This is a genomic window from Streptomyces sp. NPDC005017 (assembly GCF_042873115.1).
GTDB lineage: Bacteria > Actinomycetota > Actinomycetes > Streptomycetales > Streptomycetaceae > Streptomyces.
In genome coordinates, this window is record NZ_JBIALD010000006.1 from 201,332 (window position 1) to 216,837 (window position 15,506).

Genomic DNA, 15,506 nt, shown 5'->3' on the forward strand with positions numbered 1-15,506 from the left:
CGCAACCGCTCGCGCACACGGAGTGACGGAGGCCGGGCCGACGCCGCCCCGGCCCCCGGCCTCTCCACGACCCGGCGCGCCGGATCAATCAGCGTCGTTCGGTTCGTCCGCGCCGTCCGTCTCGCTGCCGAGGACCTTGAAGTCCTGGTCGAGGTGAACATCGGTCTGCTTGCCGTTGTCGAGCGTGACCTCGACCTCGTAGTAGCCCTCCTCGTCGCCGACCTCGGAGTCCGTGACCTCGCCTCCGCCGGTGTACGCAAGGGCGGCGGCGCTCGCCTTCTCCAGTGCGGGTCCCGTGATGGGCTTCTCGCTGTCGTCCCCGGCGCTCGTCGCCAGAGCGATGCCGGTGCCACCGCCTATGAGGAGGGCGGAGAACGCGGCCCCGACGATCCACTTGCTTCTGCGCTTCATGGCGAGTCCTCTCGCCGCGTCCCCGGCCGCCGCCTGCGGCCGGGCTGACGCCTTCATGATGCGCCCGGCCCCCTGAACGGATGCTGAACGAATCTGAAGGAGCGGTCAGTTTCCAGGGGCGTCGGCCAGCTTCTTGTAGCAGGCCGAGCCGACGGCCAGGGCCAGGCCTCGGCTCTGCCGGTCGTCGCGGCCCACGTCAGCTCCGCCGCCCCGAGGGCCCGCACCGGCACGGTCCATGTCGTCTCGCACCGGACGATCCGCGGTCGTGTGCCGTTGAACCGGGCCGTGGTACCGCCTGCTGCCGGCATGGTCTCCGGGCCCGCCGGACATCCCGTTCGACATGGGCGGATGATATGCAGCACGTGATCATTGCTCCAGCGGTTCACCAAGGTTTCACCAACCCGGCCGAGCCGCCGGCCGACTTGGCCGTCCTGCCACGGGAACATCCGGTCCGAGCGGCGCCGTTGTATCGATCAAGAGAGAGGCGGCTCCGCGCGGGCGGGGTTCACGGACCGACTCGGTCCCTGGCCCTACGGATCGCGTACGCCCGGTCGTCCGGCAACCGATACCGAGGGACGACCGTGCATGGGCCCGCCGCGAACTCGGACCGAAACCTTGCACACAGGAGGCTTTTCATGAATGACCGGCCCTTGACGCTCATGGCGGTGCACGCCCACCCCGATGACGAGGCCACCGGAACGGGAGGCGTCCTCGCCCGGTACGCGGCGGAGGGCGTGCGCACGGTCCTCGTCACATGTACCGACGGCGGCTGCGGCGACGGACCAGGAGGTGTCAAGCCGGGAGACCCCGGCCACGACCCCGCGGCCGTCGCCACGCTGCGGCGGCAGGAACTCGGGGCGAGCTGCGACATCCTGAAGGTCAGTCACCTGGAGACGCTGGACTACGCGGACTCCGGGATGATGGGCTGGCCGACCAACGAGGCCCCCGATTCCTTCTGGCGGACCCCCGTGGAGGAAGGTGCCGCCCGGCTCGCGGAACTGCTGCGGCACTACCGGCCCGATGTGGTCGTCACCTATGACGAGAACGGTTTCTACGGCCACCCCGACCACATCCAGGCCAACCGCATCACGATGGCGGCGCTGGCGATGACCGAGCTGACGCCGAAGGTGTACTGGACGACGGCGCCGCGCTCGATGATGGCGCGGTTCGGGGAGGTCATGCGCGAGTTCGGTGAGGAGGCGCCGGAGCCGGATCCCGCCGAGGCGGCCGCGCTGGCCGAGATCGGACTCCCCGACGAGGAGATCACCACCTGGGTGGACACCTCCGCGTTCGGTGGCCAGAAGTTCGACGCGCTGGCCGCGCACGCCAGCCAGGGCGAGAACATCTTCTTCCTCAGGATGGGCCAGGAGAGGTTCACGGAACTGATGGGCGTCGAGACCTTCGTACGGGTCCAGGACACCACCGGCGCGGCCGTGCCCGAGAACGACCTCTTCGCCGGACTGCGCTGACGGGCGTACGGGTGAGGCCGTGGACCGGCGGGCCGCCGAGCCAAGGGTTCGGCGGCGGGCGAGTCGCCGGTCAGGTCCGGCCGTCGACCGCCGGCTCGTCCCGCTCCCCCGGCGCGGCCGGGCGCGGTGACGCGCGGTGGAAGCGGGACAGTTCACCGCGCGACGCGATGCCCAGTTTGGGAAACGCGTTGTAGAGGTGGTAGCCGACCGTGCGGTGGCTCAGGAACAGCTGCGCGGCGATCTCGCGGTTGCTGGCGCCCGTCGCGGCGAGCAGGACGACTTGCCGTTCCTGCGCTGTCAGCGCGGCGAGTTCGTCGATGGCTGCGGCGGGGGCGCTGCCGCGCGGTGCGGCACCGATGGCGGTCAGTTCCGCCGTCGTGCGGTCGAACCACGGCACCGCGCCGAGGCCGTGGAAGATCCTGGCCGCCGCCCGGAGCCGGGTCGCCGCGTCGTTGCGGCGGCGGGCGCGCCGCAGCCATTCGCCGTAGAGCAGCAGCGTGCGGGCGTGTTCGAAAGGACGGGTGGCGTGCTCGTGGTGCTCCAGCGCGGCGAGGTAGTGCCGTTCGGCGTGCTCCGGGGTGCCCAGCAGGGCGCGGCAGCGTTCGGCGACCGCCAGCGCCCATGGCCGGGTGCTGCCGCGGGCCCAGTCGTCGAAGCGGGTGGACGGTGCCGCCGCGCGGTCCGGTTCACCGAGCCGTACGGCTGCCTCGACCAGGCTGGGGAGTGCGAAGCGGACGATCACCGTGTGGCCCATGGGTCCGGCGTGCAGCGCGGTCAGCCGGTCCACGGCCAGGCGGTGCTCGCCCAGGCCCAGGGCGAGCAGCCCGAGGGCGTAGCCGCCCCAGGAGGCGCCCGGTGCCACGCCGCCGTCGATTCCGGTGCCGGCCAGTTCCTCGCAGCGCGTCACGTCGCCCTGGGTCGCCGCGGCGAGGGACAGCACGCCCTGGACGCTGCGCGCCCGCTGTGTGTGCCCGATGGCCTCGGTGACGCGGAGCGCTTCGGCCGCGTCCGCCTCGGCCTCCGGGAAGAGGCCGAGGAAGATGCGGGCCTGGGTTCTCAGTTGAAGCGCGTGGGGCAGGTCGCTGATCCGGCCCTGGGCCCGGCAGATCCGGGTCAGTTCGTCGGCGGCGGCGAGTGTCTCGGTGTCCGCGCCGGTGCGCAGTCCCGCGAAGACCACGTAGGTGGCGGCGAGGACGTCGCCGGACACCGAGGTTCCGGTGGAGGTCAGCGAGACGCGCAGCAGGTCGAGTCCTGCGGCATGGTCGCCGGACAGCAGCAGGTCGGTGCCGCGTACGACCGAGGGGATCTGCCCGAGCGGTACGTCGCTGTGCCGCTGGGCGATCTCCGTCAGGCGGCTGGAGCGGCGCAGCGTCTCACCGTCCCCCGCGAACCAGGCGTATCCGGCGGCGGCGCCGAGCAGGTCGACCGCCTGCTCCGGCGACGTCGAGGCCGTGGCCTCGGCGGCGTCCACGGCGATCCGGCCGGCGCTCGCGGCGTTGCCCTGCTCGAACTCCAGGGCCGCTGTCACGGCGGCCAGCCGCGCCGACACGGCCGGCTGTCCGGTGAGCCGGGTGCCGCGGCCGGCGAGGCGGCCGGCGCGTTCCAACTGCCCGGCGGCGAAGGCGGCTTCGGCCGCGGCGGCCAGTCGCCGGGCCCGTAGTTCACGGTCCTCGCTGAGCTGCGCGCACCGCTCGAACGCCGAGGCGGCGAGGGCCGGCGCGCCACGGCGCAGGGCGCGGTCGGCGGCGTGTTCCACAAGGTAGCCCAGTGATTCGTCCACGCCCGTGACGGCGGCGGCCAGGTGATGCGTGCGGCGGTCCTGCGCGCCGTCCCGGTCGTCCTCGGCGTCACCCGAGTCGCCGAGCGCGTCGGCGAGTGCCCGGTGGGCCGCCTGGCGGACCGTCAGAGGGGCGCCTCGATAGGCGGCGGCCTTGACCAGCGGGTGACGGAAGGTCAGTACGGCGGCGCCGACCTGGACCAGGCCGGCGTGTTCGGCGGGCTCCAGGTCCTCGGCGCCGGTGGCGAGCCGGTGCGCCGCCCGGAGGATGAGGTCGAGCGCGCCCGTGCCGTCGGCGGCCGCGAGGGCGAGCAGGGTCCTGGTGCGTTCAGGGAGCGCGGCGATGCGTTCGCGGTAGGCGGTCTCGACGCGGCCCGCCGGGGTGGCGCTCTCGGTGTAGAGGGTCAGGGCGGGCAGTCTCCCGGCCTGTTCCTCGGGGCCGAGCATGGCGGACAGTTCGATCAGCGCGAGGGGGTTGCCCTCCGCCTCGGCTATGACCCGGTCGCGGACCGCGGGGGCGATCTCGCCGCAGCGCTCGGCCAGCAGGGCCGCCGCCCGCTCGGCGTCCAGTCCCGTGAGGACCATCTCTGCGATTCCGGCCGCGGGGAACGGGCGGTCTCCGCTGCGGGCGCCGAACACGACGGCGATCCGCTCGGCGTTCAGACGCCGGACGGCGAACAGCAGCGCGTCGGCGGATGCCTGGTCCAGCCATTGCGCGTCGTCGACCACGCACAGCAGTGGCCCGCCCTCGCTCAGATCGGCGAGCAGCGTCAGCACGGCGAGTCCCACGAGAAAGCGGTCGCCGCCGCGCGCGGAGCCCTCGCCGAGCGCCGCCCGCAGCGCGAGCGCCTGAGGGGCGGGAAGGCCGTCGATCCGGTGCCCGACAGGGTGCAGCAGGGCGTGCAGCGCGGCGAACGGCAGGTCGGCCTCCGCCTCCGTGCCGGTGATCCGCAGCATCGGCCGCGCCCCGTGGAGTCGCGCCGCGTGGTCCAGCAGCGCGGACTTGCCGATTCCGGCCTCTCCCCGTACGACCACCGCCTGGTGACGGCCCGCGGTCGCCGCGGCGAGCATGTCCGCCAGGTGCGCCCGCTCCGCCTCGCGCCCGTGCATCACCGGGCCAACATACGCCGTCCCCGGCCGGGACGTCCGGGTGCCCGGTCCGTCGATCCCGGCGGGACGTCCGGGCGCCGCCCTCGTCGATCCCGGTACGCATGACAGATCCGCCCCACCGGCCCGGTCTCTAGCGTCGAGCGTGTCGGCCGGTCCCGTCGCGGTGCCGGAACTCGTCGAACCCGAGGAGGAGTTCATGCTGGTGGAGCCCGTGGGCCATGTGGTGGGAGGCCGGCCGGAGCCGTACGACGACGACTGGGGCGTGGAGCGCGCGGCCATCCGGCTGGACGCCGACGCGTTCGGGCGTGAATCCCTGCTCGGACTGGCGGATTTCTCGCACATCGAGGTGGTCTTCGCGTTCCACCTCGTACCCGCCGACGAGGTGCGTACCGGCGCCCGGCACCCCCGTGGCAACCCTGACTGGCCGCGCGTCGGCATCTTCGCCCAGCGCGCCAAGAACCGCCCCAACCGCCTCGGCGTCTCGCGCTGCCGCCTGATCTCCGTCGACGGTCTCGACGTCCACGTCGCGGGGCTGGACGCGGTCGACGGCTCGCCGGTGCTGGACATCAAGCCGTACATGACCGAGTTCGGAACGCTCGGTGAGGTCCGCCAGCCCGAGTGGGCCACGGAGTTGATGCGCGACTACTACTGAGCCGCCCCGCGCACCCACGTATCCCGCCCGACCGCCCCTCCAACCAGCCCGGGAGATGCATCGTGTCCACCGTCCCGCGCACGTCGCCGCCCGCACTGACGGCCGGCCGCCGCCACGCGGTGCTCGCCGTCGTCCTGTCGTCCCTCGCCGTCGTGGTGTCGGCTGTCCCCTCGCTCAACGTCGCCCTGCCCGGCCTGGCACGGGACACCGGCGCCGACCAGACCCAGCTCCAGTGGATCGTCGACGCCTACGCCCTGGCCTTCGCCGGACTCCTGCTCCCCGCGGGTGCGGTCGGCGACCGCTTCGGCCGCAAGCCCCTCCTGGTCGCCGGACTCGCGCTGTTCGCCGCGGGAGCGTTCGCGGCGGCCGCCGTCGACGAGCCCGCCGCGGTCATCGCGCTGCGCGGGATCAGCGGTATCGGCGCGGCCCTCGTCATGCCGACCACCCTGTCGATCATCACCAGTTCGTTTCCCGCGGCCGAGCGCACCAAGGCGGTCGGCGCGTGGATCGGTGTGGCCGGCGCCGGCGCCGTCTTCGGCCTGCTGACCTCGGGTCTGCTGCTGGAGTGGTTCTCCTGGCCGTCCATCTTCGTCTTCGGCGGCGTCCTCGCCGTGCTCACGCTCGTCGCCGCGGTCGCCGTGATCCCCGACACGCGAGAGAGCGGCGCACCACGCGTCGACGCGGTCAGCGGACTGCTGTCCTCGCTCGCCCTCGCCGGGATCGTCTACGGGACCATCGAGGGCCCGCACCGCGGCTGGACCGACACCGTCACTCTCAGCGCGTTCGCCGCGGGCGTGCTGTGCGGTGCCCTGTGGCTGGCCTGGAGCCTGCGCACGACCGATCCCATGCTCGACCCGAGACTGTTCCGGCTGCGCGGCTTCGCCACCGGCGTGCTGTCCATCACCGTCCAGTTCTTCGTGTTCTTCGGCATGGTCTTCATCGTCCTCCAGTACCTCCAGCTCATCCTCGGCTACACGGCGCTCCAGGCCGGTCTCGCGATGACCCCCATGGGGCTGGTCCTGGGCGGCATCTCACGGCGCGCGCCGCACCTCGTCGAAACGATCGGCGCCCGCCGCGCCGCGGGGATCGGGCTGGGCCTGCTCACCGCGGGCGTCCTCGTCCTCAGCCGCCTCGACGCCGGCGCCTCGTACTGGCTGGTGCTCGCCGGGCTGCTGCCGATCGGCGCCGGCATGGCCCTGGCCACCACCCCGGCCACCACCTCCATCGTCAGCTCCCTGCCCGCCCACAAGCAGGGGGTGGCCTCCGCGGTCAACGACGCCGCCCGCGAGGTCGGCGGGACGCTCGGCATCGCCGTCCTCGGCAGCGTCCTCAACGACGGCTACCGCCAGGGCATCGGCGACAACGCCCCGGCCGGCCTGCCGCCCGGGGCCGTCCAAGCGGCCCAGGAGTCTCTCGCGGCCTCCCAGGCCGTCGCCGAGCGCCTCGGAGCCGGCGGTGAACGGCTCGGCCGCGTCGCCGTCGAAGCCTTCGTCGACGGGTACGCCGTGGCCTACCTGGTGTCGGCGTCGCTCCTGGCCGTGACCGCCGCGGCCATCCTCGCCCTGGGCCCCCGCCGTGCCGCCGCCCGCCCGGCCATCGCCGCGGTCGACTCCGGAATGCCGGACCAGGCGAAGGGAAGTGACCGCCGTCCGGGCGTCCCACGCCCATGACGCCCGCGCCTGCCGCGGTACGGGGAAGCCGTAACAGCCGCCCGGGGCCCAGGTGTTGCACGTTCCGCGCCTGGGCCCCGGTTCGGATCACCATGCCTGTCATGATCGTCTCCGTGTCGTCCCGCTGTCCACGGACGGAACGGAGGGTGGGCCGTCGGCCGGTGCCCGCTTCGGGCGCGGCATACTCGTCGCATGTTCCACCCAGGAGGCAGCGTGATCAGCATCAGGCCGGAAACCTTCCGAACCGACCGGCTGACCCTGGTGCCCCTGGAGGTCGCGCACGCCGACGAGATGGCCACGGTGCTGTCCGACCCCGCCCTGCACACATTCATCGGCGGCGCTCCGGACACCGCACAGGCCCTGCGCGCCCGCTACGAACGCTGGGCAGTCGGCTCGCCCGACCCCGCCGAGAGCTGGTGCAACTGGGCGATCCGGCTCGACGACGCGGGCTGCCTGACCGGCACGCTCCAGGCGACGGTCACCGCCGACGAGCACGGAGCCGTGGCGGAGATCGCCTGGGTGGTGGGCACCCCGTGGCAGCGACGCGGCATCGCCACCGAAGCGGCCCGCGGACTGGTCGCCTGGCTCCGGGAGCACGGGGTGCACACGGTCGTCGCCCATATCCACCCGGGCCACGAGGCGTCCGCCGCCGTCGCCGCCGCCATCGGCCTCACGAGCACCGACGAGTGGCACGACGGAGAGGTCAGGTGGCGGCTGACGATCGGCTGACCCGTCCATCGGCCTGGACGAGTAGTCCTGTCGACGGCACCCGCCCTCCACGGCGTCCCGGCCGACAACGGCCCGAGTACGGGGCAGCCGGCGCTCCGGGCCGGTCGGCCTCTCACGCCTGAGCGGCGGAAGCGTCCCCCTGGGGTTCGGCCGGCGCCACCGCGGGATCGGGCGAGAAAGCGCGCTCCAGGAGCTCGTAGAGCGTGGCCTGCTCCTGGTCGCTGAGCCTGTCCAGCCCGGCGCGTGTGGTGTGCATCTTGCCGCGGATCACGTCGATGACACGTTCGCCCTCGGCGGTGAGGACCACGTTCTTCACGCGGCGGTCGGTGGGACTGGGCTCGCGCCGTACCAGGCCGCGCTTCTCCAGGCGGTCCACGATCCCCGTCATGTTGGAGGCGTCGCAGGACAGGACGGTGGCGAGGACGCGCATGGCGGCGGGGCCCCGGCGCAGCACGTTGAGCGTCTTGCCCTGGCTGGCCGTGAGGTTCTCGCCCGCCGCGGCCGCCGTGAAGTCGCCGTAGTAGGCAGCGAGCGACACCGAGAGCAGCTCCATGAGCCGAGCCGTTCCGGTACCGCGGGTTGCTGTCATGTGAATCACCCTACGCCAGGAAGCTTGACCATCTCAAATATTGAGGTCTACCGTCTGCCGAGTTGCTTGACGTTCTCAAGTATCGCGATCCTCAAGTAGTTAGGGCAGAACTTCCGTGTCTCACTCACAGACCGTGGCGTCGTCGAGATCCTCCGGACAGACCGGGACGGTCCTGGTACTCGGACTCGCCGCCATGGTCGTCTCGATGATGCAGACCCTGGTCGTGCCGATCCTGGGGATCATCCAGAGCGACCTGAAGGCCACCACGGCCGGCGTCAGCTGGGTGACCACGGCGACACTGCTGTCGGCCGCCGTGTTCACTCCCCTGCTCGGCCGGTTCGGCGACCAGCACGGCAAGAAGCCCACGCTCGTGGGCGTACTGCTCGTGATGATCGCCGGTTCGGTGCTCGCCGCCACCACCACCTCGCTGACCTGGCTGATCGTCGGGCGGGTGCTGCAGGGCGCGGCGACCGCGATCTTCCCGCTCGCCCTCTCCGTGCTGCGCGAGGAGATCAGGCCGGAGAAGCTGCACGGGGCGATGGCCCTGGTCAGCGGCACACTCGCGTTCGGCAGTGGGCTCGCCCTGGTCGGGGCCGGGCTCCTCACCCAGGGTTCCCACCCCGACTACCACCGGGTCTTCTGGCTGGCGGCCGTGCTCGCCGTGGTGGCGCTGGCGGGTGTCCTGTTCGTGGTGCCCGCCTCCAGGTCGAAGACGGGCGGCCGCACGGACTGGCTGGGCGCACTGACCCTGGGCATGCTGCTGGTGCTCGTGCTGCTGCCCCTCTCCCAGGGGCACGAGTGGGGCTGGACGTCCGGACGTACGCTCGGCTCCTTCGCCGGCGCCGTCGTCATGACCGGTGTCTGGGTCCTCACCGAGAAGCGGGTCAAGGAGCCGATGGTGGACATGCGGATGTTCACGCACCGGTCCGTGCTGCTCACCAACCTGGCGGGCCTGCTGCTGGGCTTCGCGATGTTCACCCACTTCATCGGCGTCTCGTACCTCGTGCAGATGCCGGAGGACCTCGTCGGCTACGGCTTCGGCGCTTCGGTACTCGCCGCGTCGGTCGTCTATCTGCTGCCGACCACGATCGTCTCCCTCGCGGGCGCGCAGGCGGGTGGCGTCCTGGTGGGCAGGCTCGGCGCGCGCGTCACGCTGGCCGCGGGCGCCTGCTTCGGCGTGCTCGGTTTCACCTGGCTGACGCTCGCGCACGACACCAGCGCCTCCGTGATCGGCGCGGGCATGCTCATCGGTCTGGCGATCAGCTTCGGCTACGCCTCCATGCCGGCGCTGATCGTCGCCAGCGTCCCGGCCGAGCAGACCGGCATCGCCAACGGCATCAACTCCATCTCCCGTTCCGTCGGCAGCGCGGTCGCGAGCGCGGTGGTCACCTCGCTGCTGGCGTCGCGAACCGTCGAACTGCCCGCCGGTATGCCCGCCCTCCCCCGGGAGAGCCAGTTCACCCTGAGCTTCGCCATCGCCGGAGCCGCCTTCGTCCTCGTCGCCCTCGTCGCCCTCGCCGGGCTCAGGAAGACACAGCCGCCTCGGACCCCCGCGATCCGGTCGGCCGACACATCCGAGGCGGCGCAGCCCTCGACGGCCGTATCGGCGTCCAGGCCCGCGTGAGCGGGAGAAGGGCCCTGGCATCCCTCGCCAGGGCCCGGTGCCGCGACGCCCTGGGCGACCAACACCGGGTGGAGGGCGTCGTCGTGGTCAACGGACCCGGACAACTCCCGCACTTCAACCGCCACGGACAGACCGCCATGGTGGCGAGGGTGCTGCCGACGCCGGACTGACGGACTTGGAGGGGCGCCTCGCCCGATGCGTCCCTCGCCGTCGAGGCGATCGCTGCGGCCCGACTCCGTTCACCTGCAGGCGAGTTCACCGGCACTCGCCGTGGGGACCGAATTGGTCTACACCCTTGACTGGTACAGACCAAAGCGGTTGAGTGTCCCTCACACCCCCCACCACGGCGGCCCCCCACGCCGGTCCGGCTTCGTCGGTACGTGCGTGCAAGGTCTGCTCCGTCTCTCCTTGCCGGAGGGCGGCCGTGCCGCACGAAGGAGCTGACTCCATGTCAAGACGCCCCCTGGCCGCCGCCGTGACCGCCCTCCTGATAGCCGGTGCGGCGCCGATGCTGCTGCCCGCCGCGACCGCCTCCGCGGCTTCCTGCTCCAGCTATCCCAGCTGGGTGGCCGGCAAGGCGTACCGCACCGGCGACATCGTCCGCTACACGGACGGCAGGGCGTACATCGCCGAGCACGACAACCCGGGCTACGACCCGATCATCAGCACCTGGTACTGGGAGCCGTACGCCTGCGACAACGGGCCCGGCACTCCCGTCGGCACCTTCGTGGTGACCGAGGCGCAGTTCAACCAGATGTTCCCGAACCGGAACGGCTTCTACACCTACAGCGGTCTGACCGCCGCGCTCAGCGCCTACCCCGGCTTCGCGCAGACCGGCAGCGACACGACCAAGAAGCAGGAGGCCGCCGCCTTCCTGGCCAACGTCAGCCACGAGACCGGCGGACTGGTGCACGTGGTCGAGCAGAACACCGCCAACTACCCGCACTACTGCGACTGGAGCCAGCCCTACGGCTGTCCGGCCGGTCAGGCCGCCTACTACGGACGCGGTCCGATCCAGCTCAGCTGGAACTTCAACTACAAGGCGGCGGGCGACGCGTTGGGCATCGACCTGCTGCGCAACCCGTGGCTGGTGCAGAACGACGCCGCCGTGGCCTGGAAGACGGCCCTGTGGTACTGGAACACCCAGTCCGGCCCGGGCTCCATGACCCCGCACAACGCGATGGTCAACGGCGCGGGCTTCGGCCAGACCATCCGCTCCATCAACGGCTCCCTGGAGTGCGACGGGAAGAACCCCGCGCAGGTCCAGAGCCGCGTCAGCAAGTACCAGCAGTTCACGCAGATCCTCGGCGTGGGCCCCGGCGGAAACCTCTACTGCTGACGCCGACGAGTCCAGGCACCGACGGCGGGTGACCACACCCGCCGTCGGGGTCGTCACCAGCGTGCCGCCCGCCGATGACTTCCGGCGGGTGGCACGGTCGTATCCGGTACCGGCACCCGGATACGGAGGACACCATGTCACGGAAGATCACCGCCAGCCTGTTCATCTCGCTCGACGGCGTCGTCGAAGCGCCCGACCAGTGGCATTTCCCCTATTTCAACGACGAGATGGGCGCCGCCGTCAGCGCGGGCATGAACAGCACGGAGATCCTGCTCTTCGGCCGCAGGACGTACGACAGCTTCGTCGGCGCCTGGCCCGAGCGGGAGGCCGCGGGCGGTCAGGAAGCGGGCTTCGCCAAGCAGCTCGGCGACATGCGCAAGATCGTGTTCTCACGCCGGCAGCTCGACCTGCCATGGCGCAACTCCGAACAGGCGTCGGGTGACGTCGCCGAGGTCGCCGCCGCGCTCAGGAGCGAACCGGGCGGCGACATCTCGCTGAGCGGCTCGGTCTCCGTCGTCCGACAGCTGCTGACCGCAGGCCTCCTCGACGAGCTGCATCTCCTGGTCCACCCCGTCGCCGTACGCAAGGGCATGCGCCTGTTCGACGAGGGCGAGCCGTCGATCCCGCTGAAGCTGCTCACGTCGGAGACCTTCGCCACGGGCGTGCTGAACCTCGTGTACGGGCCCGACACCGCACCACCGACGGGCGGGTACGAGGAGGCCGTCGCCACGCTCGGAGAGTGAGGACACCCGGCCGTTCCCGGGCCCGCGTCGCCGGGCCCGACCAGCCGGACACCCCCGCGGGGCACGCGGCCTGCCATGCACCTGGTCAAAAGCGGGACAGTGCGCGAAGATCACGCCCGCACCACACCGCCGCTTGACGCCATCCGCAACGGAAGGATGTACATGGCTCGCCGCACACCCCGCGGACTGATCGCCGGGGCCACCGCCACCGTGGCCCTGATCGTCACGGCCGGCCAGGCCACCGCCACGGGCGCCGCCCCCGCCGCGCCCGGCCCGCAGGCCCGCGTCTTCATGGTCAACCCCGTCCAGTCCTCGGGTGACCAGACCCTCACCGACGGCAAGGACGCCGCCGACGCGGTGCCCGCCACCGCCTACGCCACCGTCGCGCTGCGCAACCTGGACGGCAGCGGAGGGCTCTCCGGCCGCTGGGCCTCGGTCCGCTCCGACACCGGCGCCTCCGCACGACTCACCGACACCGCCTCGTACGACCGGCACGACGACCAGTTCGAGCAGGTCATGGCGTACTTCTGGGTCAACGAGGCACAGGAGTACCTGCAAGGCCTCGGCTTCGGCAGCGAGCTGCCCGGCGCCAACGACAGGGTGCAGCCGGTCCGCATCAACCAGTGGGGCGCCGACAACTCCTTCTTCACCGACAAGAAGGCCGAGATCCGCTTCGGCAAGGGCGGCGTGGACGACGCCGAGGACGCCGAGGTCGTCGTGCACGAGTACGGCCACGCCGTGCACCACGCCCAGGTGCCCGGCTTCGGCACCTCCGTGGAGGCCGGCTCCATCGGCGAGGCGTTCGGCGACTACCTGGCCGTCGCCGTCGGCGAGCACGCCGCAGCACGGTACGGCTGGCCGCTGAAGGCCGACGCCGCCTGCGTCGCCGACTGGGACTCCGTGACGTACAGCGACGCCCCGCACTGTCTGCGCCGCATCGACTCCGACAAGACGTACGCGGACCGGGTCGGCGAGGTCCACGCCGACGGCGAGATCTGGTCCCGCGCGCTGCTCGACATCCGCACCGCACTCGGCCCGCGCGTCGCCGACCGGATCATCGTCAACGCCCAGTTCGGCTTCGCCGCCGACACCGGCTTCGCGGCGGCCGCGAACACGACGGTCGAGACGGCCCGGAAGATGTACGGCAAGGGCGCGGCGGACGCGGTCCGCGCCGCGTTCCAGGGACGGGGTATCCCCGGCATCGCCTGACACCGGCATCGCCTGACACGCGACGCCCCGGAGGCGGCCGGAACGCCGCCTCCGGGGCGCCGTGACCTGGGCGCCTCCGCCCGGCCCTCTCGGTCCGTACCCCGCTCTCCGCCGCTCGCGGACGTGGCAGCGTCCACGCGCGTGCAACGACGGATCGGCGCCCGTCGGCTCGTAGCACACCGGCCGCTCCGGCTTCGGCCGCGACGGCCCGACGCGCTCCGCGGGGCATTGGAGTGGCGGGCACGCGGCCCGGTGGCGTGGCTCCCGTGCGGACGGGCCGCGCTTCCTAGGGTCGGCGGGGGTACGGCACGGGGCCGACCGTCCAGCGCACAGGCAGGTGAGTCATGGCAGGGATGCCGGCCGAGTCGACCACGATCGATCCCCCCGTCGCGGGCGACCGCGGTCCGGCGGCCCGGAGGTGGACCCGGCGGCTGGGCGCCGCGGTGGGTCTGGTGCTGCTCTGCGCCCTCCCCGCGGGGGCGACCAGCGCCCCGCAGCCCGGTGACGCACGGTCACCCCTCGGCTCACCCCCGTACGTGTCCGACTACGGCAACAACCGGGTAATCACCCTGTCGAGGGACGGCGGCGAGCAGATCACCGTCCCGCTGACGGGCCTGGTACGGCCGAGCGGCATGGTCTGGGACGCCGCGAGCCGGCTCTACGTCTCCGACACCGGCAACAACAGGGTCGTCGTCCTGCCCCCGGACGGCGGGGAACAGTCCGTCGTACCGACGAGCGACCTGTCGCGCCCGCTGGGACTCGCCGTCGACCCGGTCGGGAACCTGTACATCGCCGACAGCTTCAACGACCGGATCGTGAGAGTGGCCGCCGACGGCGGGGGCCAGACGACCGTCACCACACAGGGACTTCTGCACCCGTGGGGGCTGGCGTGGGCGCCCGACGGGCATCTGTACGTCTCCGACTTCGTCAACGACCGGGTCGTCAGGGTGGCCGCGGACGGGAGCGGCCAGAGCACCGTGCCCACCACGGGCCTCTCCCAGCCGACCGGACTGGCCCTGAGCACCACAGGCGACCTCTACGTCGCCGACAGCGGCAACAACCGAGTGGTGAAGCTGGCCGCGGGCACGGGCCGGCAGAGCGTCGTACCCACCACAGGCCTCAACTCCCCGCTCGGGCTCGCGCTCGACGGCACCGGCAACCTGTACGTGGCCGACGGCTTCAACAACCGGGTCGTGCGCGTCCGCGAGACCGGCGGTGGACAGGTGACCCTCGCCTTCACCGGCCTCAACACACCGACAGGCCTCGCCGTCCCGCCGGCCGCGGCCCGCCCGGGATACGGACAGCACGGGTAGGACCGGGAAGTGCCGGGCGGGTCGCTCACCAGGGTGGATCGGGACTCGTGGGCCGAGGGTCCGGGCCGCCCTGGGGGAGGCCGATGAGTTCGGATTCTGCAGCTCGATGAGTTCGGCGTCTGGAGGCCGATGAGTTCGGCTCCGTCGAGCGGTCCGACTTCGGTGGATGCCAGGCAACAATCCCCGGAGAGAGGTGCTCGTCCATGAGCAGGGTGGTCCTCAACTGCACAATGTCGCTCGACGGTTTCATGGCCGGTCCGGACATCGGCGTCGAACACCCCATGGGCCGGGGCGGTCTGCGGCTGCACGAATGGATCTTCAACGCATCGACGAACGACGTCGACACCGCGGTGGCGCGGGAGGTCTCGGCTTCGACCGGGGCCGTCGTCCTGGGCAGAAGAACATTCGACGTCGGCGTCGGGGTATGGCAGGACACGCCCTTCCCGGTGCCGTGCTTCGTACTGACCCACACCCCCCGCAGCCGACTGGCCATGAAAAGCGGGTCCTTCACGTTCCTCACCGGTGATGTCAGCAGCGCACTTCGGGAGGCACAAGCGGCGGCGGACGGGAAGGACGTCACGCTGATGGGTGCGGACATCGCCCGGCAGGCGCTCAGGGCCGGACTCCTGGACGAGATCAACCTGCAGATCGCGCCGGTGCTGATGGGCGAAGGCCGGCGGCTGTTCGACCAGCTGGGGACGGAACACATCGAGCTGGAACGGACCAGGCTCCTCGCCTCGCCGCACGTCACGCATCTGCGATTCCGTGTCACGCACGCCCGCGACGCGCCCAGCGACTCGGCACCCGCCCAGGGGCTCGACGGCTGAGTGGGGCCGCGGGAGACGATCACCGCACCGCCTGAGTACGATCG

14 protein-coding genes are annotated in these 15,506 nt (G+C 72.0%); 11 read left to right on the forward strand and 3 right to left on the reverse strand.

Features of this window, described 5'->3' with window-relative positions; translation table 11 throughout:
- Positions 1–84 precede the first annotated feature (84 nt).
- A complete protein-coding gene (locus ACFYR0_RS11760) occupies positions 85–411 on the reverse strand; it encodes a PepSY domain-containing protein (protein WP_389325089.1) in 327 nt (108 codons plus the stop codon).
- Positions 412–1,046: 635 nt separating this feature from the next.
- Between ACFYR0_RS11760 and ACFYR0_RS11765 the strand changes: the two genes are divergently transcribed.
- The gene (locus ACFYR0_RS11765) at positions 1,047–1,880 is read left to right on the forward strand and encodes a PIG-L family deacetylase (RefSeq protein WP_389325092.1); all 834 of its coding nucleotides are present in this window, start codon (positions 1,047–1,049) and stop codon (positions 1,878–1,880) included.
- Positions 1,881–1,950: 70 nt separating this feature from the next.
- Here ACFYR0_RS11765 and ACFYR0_RS11770 read toward each other — a convergent pair whose 3' ends face one another.
- Positions 1,951–4,767: an ATP-binding protein gene (locus ACFYR0_RS11770; protein WP_389325457.1), complete on the reverse strand. Its 2,817-nt coding sequence runs from the start codon at positions 4,765–4,767 to the stop codon at positions 1,951–1,953.
- Between the two features lie 196 nt (positions 4,768–4,963).
- On the opposite strand from ACFYR0_RS11770, the gene ACFYR0_RS11775 reads away from it, so the two are divergent.
- From ACFYR0_RS11775 to ACFYR0_RS11785, 3 genes are all read left to right on the forward strand, one after another.
- Entirely contained in the window at positions 4,964–5,419 is a 456-nt protein-coding gene (locus ACFYR0_RS11775; RefSeq protein WP_389325460.1) for an SAM-dependent methyltransferase, read from the forward strand.
- Positions 5,420–5,481: 62 nt separating this feature from the next.
- Positions 5,482–7,089, forward strand: a complete 1,608-nt coding sequence (locus ACFYR0_RS11780; RefSeq protein WP_389325095.1) for an MFS transporter — start codon at positions 5,482–5,484, stop codon at positions 7,087–7,089.
- Between the two features lie 192 nt (positions 7,090–7,281).
- A complete protein-coding gene (locus tag ACFYR0_RS11785) occupies positions 7,282–7,818 on the forward strand; it encodes a GNAT family N-acetyltransferase (RefSeq protein ID WP_389325098.1) in 537 nt (178 codons plus the stop codon).
- A gap of 112 nt (positions 7,819–7,930) precedes the next feature.
- Here the strand turns inward: ACFYR0_RS11785 and ACFYR0_RS11790 are convergent, their stop codons facing one another.
- Positions 7,931–8,371, reverse strand: coding sequence for a MarR family winged helix-turn-helix transcriptional regulator (locus ACFYR0_RS11790; RefSeq protein ID WP_389325463.1), 441 nt, complete (start codon positions 8,369–8,371; stop codon positions 7,931–7,933).
- 229 nt (positions 8,372–8,600) lie between these two features.
- Between ACFYR0_RS11790 and ACFYR0_RS11795 the strand changes: the two genes are divergently transcribed.
- The 7 genes from ACFYR0_RS11795 (at position 8,601) to ACFYR0_RS11825 (ending at position 15,462) form a co-directional block, all read left to right on the forward strand.
- Complete coding sequence (locus ACFYR0_RS11795; protein ID WP_389325466.1) at positions 8,601–10,031, forward strand: MFS transporter; 1,431 nt, start codon at positions 8,601–8,603, stop codon at positions 10,029–10,031.
- A complete protein-coding gene (locus ACFYR0_RS11800) occupies positions 10,028–10,201 on the forward strand; it encodes a hypothetical protein (protein ID WP_389325101.1) in 174 nt (57 codons plus the stop codon). The genes ACFYR0_RS11795 and ACFYR0_RS11800 overlap by 4 nt, the downstream gene beginning before the upstream one ends.
- 278 nt (positions 10,202–10,479) lie before the next feature.
- Complete coding sequence (locus tag ACFYR0_RS11805; RefSeq protein ID WP_389325104.1) at positions 10,480–11,370, forward strand: glycoside hydrolase family 19 protein; 891 nt, start codon at positions 10,480–10,482, stop codon at positions 11,368–11,370.
- A 134-nt stretch (positions 11,371–11,504) separates the two neighbouring features.
- Positions 11,505–12,113: a dihydrofolate reductase family protein gene (locus ACFYR0_RS11810; RefSeq protein ID WP_389325107.1), complete on the forward strand. Its 609-nt coding sequence runs from the start codon at positions 11,505–11,507 to the stop codon at positions 12,111–12,113.
- Between the two features lie 162 nt (positions 12,114–12,275).
- Positions 12,276–13,322 (forward strand): M4 family metallopeptidase, encoded by a 1,047-nt coding sequence (locus ACFYR0_RS11815; RefSeq protein WP_389325110.1) that lies wholly within the window; start codon positions 12,276–12,278, stop codon positions 13,320–13,322.
- A 344-nt stretch (positions 13,323–13,666) separates the two neighbouring features.
- On the forward strand, positions 13,667–14,635 hold the full coding sequence (locus ACFYR0_RS11820; protein ID WP_389325113.1) for an SMP-30/gluconolactonase/LRE family protein: 969 nt from the start codon (positions 13,667–13,669) through the stop codon (positions 14,633–14,635).
- Positions 14,636–14,838: 203 nt separating this feature from the next.
- Complete coding sequence (locus ACFYR0_RS11825; protein WP_389325116.1) at positions 14,839–15,462, forward strand: dihydrofolate reductase family protein; 624 nt, start codon at positions 14,839–14,841, stop codon at positions 15,460–15,462.
- Positions 15,463–15,506: the final 44 nt, after the last annotated feature.